The sequence below is a fragment of the Mesorhizobium sp. M7A.F.Ca.CA.004.06.1.1 genome (assembly GCF_003999135.1).
GTDB lineage: Bacteria > Pseudomonadota > Alphaproteobacteria > Rhizobiales > Rhizobiaceae > Mesorhizobium.
This window is the reverse complement of sequence record NZ_RZPQ01000339.1, coordinates 1-6,123: the sequence shown is the minus strand read 5'-3', so window position 1 is coordinate 6,123 and position 6,123 is coordinate 1. Positions and strand designations below refer to the sequence as shown.

Below are 6,123 nucleotides of genomic sequence, written 5' to 3'. Positions count from 1 at the left end.
GAGGTTGCGGCCAGCCTCCTTCTCCCCGTCACTATACGGGGAGAAGTGCCCGGCAGGGCGATGAGGGGCGGCGCCGACTTCGACAATTGTTCGTTTGGAACGACCACCCCGAGCCGCGCCATCGCCCCGCTGATCACTTTACTTCTCTCCATCCTCTTCCTCATCCTGCCGGCACTCACCGCGCGGGCCATGGACATCCAGTCCGTCACCTCGCCAAAGGGCATCACCGCCTGGCTGGTCGAGGACTATTCCGTGCCGGTTGTCGCCATCCGCTTCGTCTTCGGCGGCGGCTCGACGCAGGATCCGGTCGGCAAGGAAGGGCTGGCCAATCTGATGACCGGCCTGTTCGACGAAGGCGCCGGCCCGCTCGACAGTGAAGACTTCCAGATCAAGCTCGACGATGCCGGCGCCGAAATGAGCTTCGACGAGAGCCGCGACGGCATCTACGGCTCGATGCGCATGCTGGCCGAGCAGCGCGACCAGGCATTCGACCTGTTGCGGCTGGCGGTCAACGAGCCGCGCTTCGACCAGCTGCCGATTGACCGCATCCGCTCCCAGATCCTGTCCGGCATCATCGCCGGCGAAAACGATCCCGACACGGTGGCGCAGAACAAATGGGCGCGAGCGCTTTATGGCGATCATCCCTATTCCCGCTCCGACCAGGGCACCAAGGAAAGCATCGCCACCATCACGCGCGATGATCTCAATGCCTCGCACAAAGCGGTGTTCGCGCGCGGCGGGCTGCGGGTCGCCGTTGTCGGCGCCATCGACGCGGAGACGCTGAAGAAGAAGCTCGACATGGTGTTCGGCGACCTGCCGCAAAACCAGGCGCTGAGGCCAGTGGCCGATATCGACCCGAAGCTGGCGCAGCATATCGAGGTCGACTACGACCTGCCGCAGACCTCCCTGCAGCTCGCTTTTCCCGGCGTGAAGCGCAAGGCGGCGGATTTCTTCCCCGCCGTGCTGATGAACGAGATTCTTGGCGGCGGCACCTTCACCTCGCGCCTGTTCCAGGAGGTGCGCGAGAAGCGCGGGCTGGCCTACAGCGTCAACTCCTCGCTCATCAACCAGGACCACGCCAGCGCGCTGATCGTCAGCACCGGCACCCGCTCCGACCGCGCGTCCGAAACGCTGGGCATCATCCGCGATGTGGTCAAGCGACTGGCCGAAGAAGGCCCGACCGAAGCGGAACTGGCGGCCACCAAGAAATACATGATCGGCGCCTACGCCATCAACAATCTGGACTCGTCCAGCGCCATCGCCGCGACACTGGTCGAACTGCAGCTCGACGATCTCGGCATCGACTACATGCAGCGCCGCGCCGGCTACATCAACGCGGTGACGCTCGACCAGGTCAAGGCGGCGGCGAAGAAGCTGCTGTCGACCGAGCCGACCATCATGGTCATCGGACCGAAACTGGCCGGGGCCGGCAAGGGATGAGCCCCGGCGCGCATTTCTCTTTTCCGAACGCCGGCGCTGCCTCTCATCGCCCTGCCGGGCACTTCTCCCCGTATAGTGACGGGGAGAAGGGGGCTGGCCGCAATCTCGGCGCCCATCTTGCAACGTTTGTGATTGGCGAAATCGGCGATGGCAGCACCCTTCTCCCCGTCACTATACGGGGAGAGGATGCCGGCAGGCAGGTGAGGGGCGGCGCCAACTTCAACAATTGGCGGTCTCCGTCGCCGGCCAGAAACGAGGCAGGAGCCGCGCACCATGGCGCCTAGCTTCGGTATAGCCTTCGGCGGCGGTGGCGCGCGCGGGCTGGCGCATATTCATGTCATCGAGGCGCTGGACGAGTTGGGCATCAAGCCGGTGGCGATTGCCGGCTCGTCGATCGGTGCCATCATGGGCGCCGGCATGGCATCGGGCATGACCGGCAAGGACATCCACGACTATGCCCGCTCGATCCTCGGCCGCCGCGCCCAAGTGGCGAGCCGCATGTGGCGGGCGCGGCCGGGCACCATCGCCGAAGCCATGCAGGGCGGCATCCGCGTCAGCCAGTTCAACGTCGAGCGCATCCTGAAAGCCTTTCTGCCCGAAGCCATTCCCGAGACCTTCGCCGAGCTGCAAATCCCGCTGAAGGTGACGGCGACCGACTATTTCGGCCACAAGCTGGCTGTCTTCGAAGACGGCGACCTGCACTCGGCGCTGGCGGCCTCGGCGGCCATCCCCGCCGTGTTCCGGCCGGTGACGCGCGACGGCAGGCTGCTGATCGACGGCGGCATTTACAACCCCGTGCCGTTCGACCTGATCGAAAACGACGCCGACATCATCATCGGCGTCGACGTGGTCGGCGCGCCGGAAGAGGCCGACCGCAAACAGCCGACCTCCGTCGACCTGATGTTCGGCGCCACCCAACTGATGATGCAGTCGATCACCGCCAACAAGCTGAAACAATGCCGCCCCGACATCCTGGTCCGCCCGGCAGTGTCGAGATACCGCGTCCTCGATTTCCTGAAGATCGACGCTTTGATGAACGAGACGGTCGATATCAAGGATGAGCTGAAGCGGCAGGTTGAGAAGGTGGTTGAGGCGAGGAATAGCGCCGCCATCAAGGGGAGGCGGGGGAAGCAGGTCGGGTGAAGTGCATCTTTCCTTCACCTGAGAGGAGAGAGCCCAACCGTCTTATGACTTAGCCGTCATCGGCGCATACTCTAGCGCCACCACGCCGTTGCTAAACGGCTTTGCGGAAATCAGGTCGAGCGCCACCGGCTCACCGATTGGGAATAGCGGCTTGCCCTGGCCGACGGTGCCTGGATAGCTGAGCAGCCTGACGCGGTCGACCAGGCCGTGGCGCAGCAATTCCTGCGCGACGCTGAGGCTGCCATGCACGTAGATGTTGCCGCCGCTGCCTTGCTTCAGCGTCCTGACCGCTTCCGGCAGAGGCCCTTTCAGCAATTCGGCCGGCTTCCAGTCGAGCGCCTTCAGGCTGTTTGAGGCGACATATTTCGGCAGCGCGTTGAACCGGTCGGCAAAATCTCCGGTTTCCGTTGGCCAGGAGCCGGCAAAGATCTCATAGGTCGTGCGCCCCAAAAGCATGGCGCCGCTGTCGGCAAGCTCGTCCTCCTTGAACCTGTTCATCTCGTCGTTCCAGGTCACGCTGGGCAGCTTCTCGACCTCGGCAATGCCATCGACGCTGATGAATTCGGTGACGATAAGTTTTGGCATAGCGCTCTCCTTCTTCTGTCAAAGGACGAACCGGGTGGGCGCTTTGTGACAGGCTTCGCGAAATATATTGCTGCGCTTCGTTGTAGTGTGGCGCTTCAGCGCGAGGCTGCGAAGGACCGATGCCATGGGGAAGTGCGACCGCGCCTGGACTAAACCCCAAAGTTCGGATTTTGATGCCACATCTGAGTAGTTATTCCCAAGAACGCATTGCAGGAAGATTCATGGGATTCGGGGTTTTCATTCATCGCTCGGATTCGCGATACAACGATCGCCCCGCAGAGCAATACCAGTTTCCTCGCCCGTATCTGCGCCGCGTTGAAGCGTGTGTCGGCAAGTGGATTATCTACTACGAGCCCAGCAAGGTAAACGATACACGGGGCTATTACGCTGTAGCGAAAGTCCAGCAGATCATCCCCGATCCGGTAACGCCTGACATGTATCTCGCGCTGATTGAGCCCGGAAGCTACCTCGATTTCGTCAATCCTGTTCCATTTAGCGGATCTGATGGTCCCGTCGAACGAGGCCTGCTCAATGATGAGGGACGGATTTCTGGCCGCGCCCAATCTGCCGTCCGCGCACTCAGCCCAAGTGACTTCAACCGGATCATCGATCTGGGCCTGGATACGAATGAGTTGTTGCTGCCGCGCGTTGATGAGGTCGGCATATCTGCCGGCTTTCAGGATGAGCAGGCGCCATTCGAATTCGAGCAGAGTCGTGATCGCGTAAGCTACATCGGATCGCGAATCGTGCGGGACCGCATTTTTCGTCGAGTCGTCTTACGTGCCTATGACGAGCGCTGCGCGATCACAGGTCTCAAGCTGATAAATGGCGGAGGCCGAGCAGAGGTTTCTGCCGCACATATTCGACCGGTTGAGGCGGACGGGCCTGATGTCGTCAACAATGGGATCGCACTGTCCGGCACTGCGCATTGGATGTTCGACCGTGGATTGATCAGCCTGTCGGACGATTTGGAAATCCTGATCTCCAGACAGGTCAATGACTTCGACAGCGTGCAGGGCTTCATAAACAGGACGCGCCGCGCGCTTCCGCCTCGCCGACAGCTCGAACGCCCGCATCCTCATTTCTTGCAATGGCATCGCGAGCACTGTTTCAAGCAATAGGCGGTGTCTCGAAGCTGCCCCGCCTGTCCATGGGAAGGCTTTGCTTACGGGCCTCCTTTAAGCGGGAAGAGCCCCCCTCAGTCCTTCGCCCGCTCCACATAAGCGCCATCGGCCGTCATCACCACCACGCGGGTGCCCGGCGCGATGTGCGGCGGCACCAGGGTGCGCACGCCGTTGGACAGCACGGCCGGCTTGTAGGATGACGAGGCCGTCTGGCCCTTGGTCGTCGGCTCGGTTTCCACCACTTCGAAGGTGGCGCGCTGCGGCAGCACCAGGGAAATGGCAATGCCGTTGAACTGCGACACCTGCACGGCCATGCCTTCCAGCAGGTAAGGCGCCATGTCGCCGACCACGGCTTCCGACACCGCGACCTGGTCGTAGCTTTCCGGGTTCATGAAATGAAAGCCTTCGCCGTCGCGATAGAGGAAGGTATGCTCGCGCTCTTCCACATAGGCGCGCTCCACCTGTTCGGTGGTGCGGTAGCGCTCCGAAACTTTCACCCCGTCGCCGATGCGGCGCATGTCGAGCTGCGTTACAGGCGTGCCCTTGCCTGGGTGGATGTTTTCGGCAAAGAGGATCACATAAAGCTTGCCGTCCTTGTCGACGACGTTGCCTTTGCGGAGCGAACTGGCGATGACTTTCACCACGGTTTTAAATCCTGCAAGAAGAGTTGACTGGCGTTTGCCGGCTTGTGCGGCGCTGGATGGGGGCCTACCGCATCTTGGCCGCCGCCGCCAGCCCCCTTCCACCATGATCCGAGCCGCATGACCGAAGCTTCGCCCTGGTGGACGCCTGACGTTCATGCCGACCGCCGCCCGCGGCTGATGCTGCGCAACGGCATCGCCGCCAGCTTGCGCGACTGGTTCGCCGCCCATGATTTCGTCGAGGTGCAGACGGCGGCCCTGCAGATTTCGCCCGGCAACGAGGCGCATCTGGCGGCTTTCGCCACCGAAGCGGTCGGGCCGGACGGCGCAAGGGCGCCGCTCTATCTCCACACCTCGCCGGAATTCGCCTGCAAGAAGCTGCTCGCCGCCGGTGAAGTCAGGATTTTCAGCTTCGGTCCGGTCTACCGCAACCGCGAGCGCGGCGCCTTGCACCATCCCGAATTCACCATGCTCGAATGGTATCGGGTGGGCGAAGCCTATGAGAGCCTGATGCTGGATTGCGCGGCCTTCCTGGCGCTGGCCGCTACAAGGGCAGGGGCGACTCTTTTCTCTTTCCGGGGCCGCGACTGCGATCCGTTCGCCGAGCCGGAACGGCTGACGGTGGCGGACGCCTTCACCCACTATTCCGGCATCGATCTGCTGGCCACGGTCGCCGCCGACGGGAGCACCGATCGCGACGCGCTATACGCCGCCTTGATCCGGGCCGGCATGCGTACCGCGCCCGACGACAGCTGGGCCGACCTGTTCAGCCGGGTGATGGTGGAAAAAATCGAGCCATTCCTCGGGCAGGGACGAACGACCATCCTGTGCGAATATCCGGTGGCCGAGGCGGCACTGGCACGGCCGAGCCCACGCGACCCGCGCGTGGCGGAGCGTTTCGAGCTCTATTGCTGCGGCGTCGAACTCGCCAACGGCTTTGGCGAACTGACCGACGCCGACGAGCAGCGCCGGCGCTTCGTCATCGAGATGGACGAGAAGCAGCGCATCTATGGCGAGCGCTATCCGCTGGACGAGGATTTCCTCGCCGCCCTTGCCATCATGCCGCCGGCCAGCGGCATCGCGCTCGGCTTCGACCGGCTGGCGATGCTGGCCACCGGCGCGCAAAAAATCGAGGACGTGATCTGGACGCCTGTTGCCTGAGGCGCGGAAAGATCTGGCCTATTCGATTC

The 6,123-nt window shown here is 62.8% G+C and carries 6 protein-coding genes; 4 read left to right on the top strand and 2 right to left on the bottom strand.

Translation table 11 applies throughout. The features are described 5' to 3' along the window. Positions 1-60: 60 nt before the first annotated feature. Together EN906_RS19705 and EN906_RS19695 are read left to right on the top strand one after the other, a co-directional pair. On the top strand, positions 61-1,440 hold the full coding sequence (locus EN906_RS19705; RefSeq protein ID WP_245465226.1) for a pitrilysin family protein: 1,380 nt from the start codon (positions 61-63) through the stop codon (positions 1,438-1,440). 273 nt (positions 1,441-1,713) lie between these two features. Then, positions 1,714-2,583 (top strand): patatin-like phospholipase family protein, encoded by an 870-nt coding sequence (locus tag EN906_RS19695; protein WP_127271511.1) that lies wholly within the window; start codon positions 1,714-1,716, stop codon positions 2,581-2,583. A gap of 42 nt (positions 2,584-2,625) precedes the next feature. Here the strand turns inward: EN906_RS19695 and EN906_RS19690 are convergent, their stop codons facing one another. Beyond that, complete coding sequence (locus EN906_RS19690) at positions 2,626-3,168, bottom strand: dihydrofolate reductase family protein (RefSeq protein WP_127266865.1); 543 nt, start codon at positions 3,166-3,168, stop codon at positions 2,626-2,628. A 221-nt stretch (positions 3,169-3,389) separates the two neighbouring features. Between EN906_RS19690 and EN906_RS19685 the strand changes: the two genes are divergently transcribed. Further along, entirely contained in the window at positions 3,390-4,289 is a 900-nt protein-coding gene (locus EN906_RS19685) for an HNH endonuclease (protein ID WP_127266864.1), read from the top strand. A gap of 77 nt (positions 4,290-4,366) precedes the next feature. Here EN906_RS19685 and efp read toward each other — a convergent pair whose 3' ends face one another. Further along, positions 4,367-4,936 carry an elongation factor P gene (gene efp / locus EN906_RS19680; protein ID WP_027038615.1) on the bottom strand — a complete coding sequence of 190 codons (570 nt, stop codon included), beginning with the start codon at positions 4,934-4,936 and terminating at the stop codon, positions 4,367-4,369. A 117-nt stretch (positions 4,937-5,053) separates the two neighbouring features. Here efp and epmA point away from each other — a divergent pair, with 117 nt between their 5' ends. Continuing rightward, positions 5,054-6,094, top strand: a complete 1,041-nt coding sequence (epmA, locus tag EN906_RS19675) for an EF-P lysine aminoacylase EpmA (RefSeq protein ID WP_127266863.1) — start codon at positions 5,054-5,056, stop codon at positions 6,092-6,094. Positions 6,095-6,123: the final 29 nt, after the last annotated feature.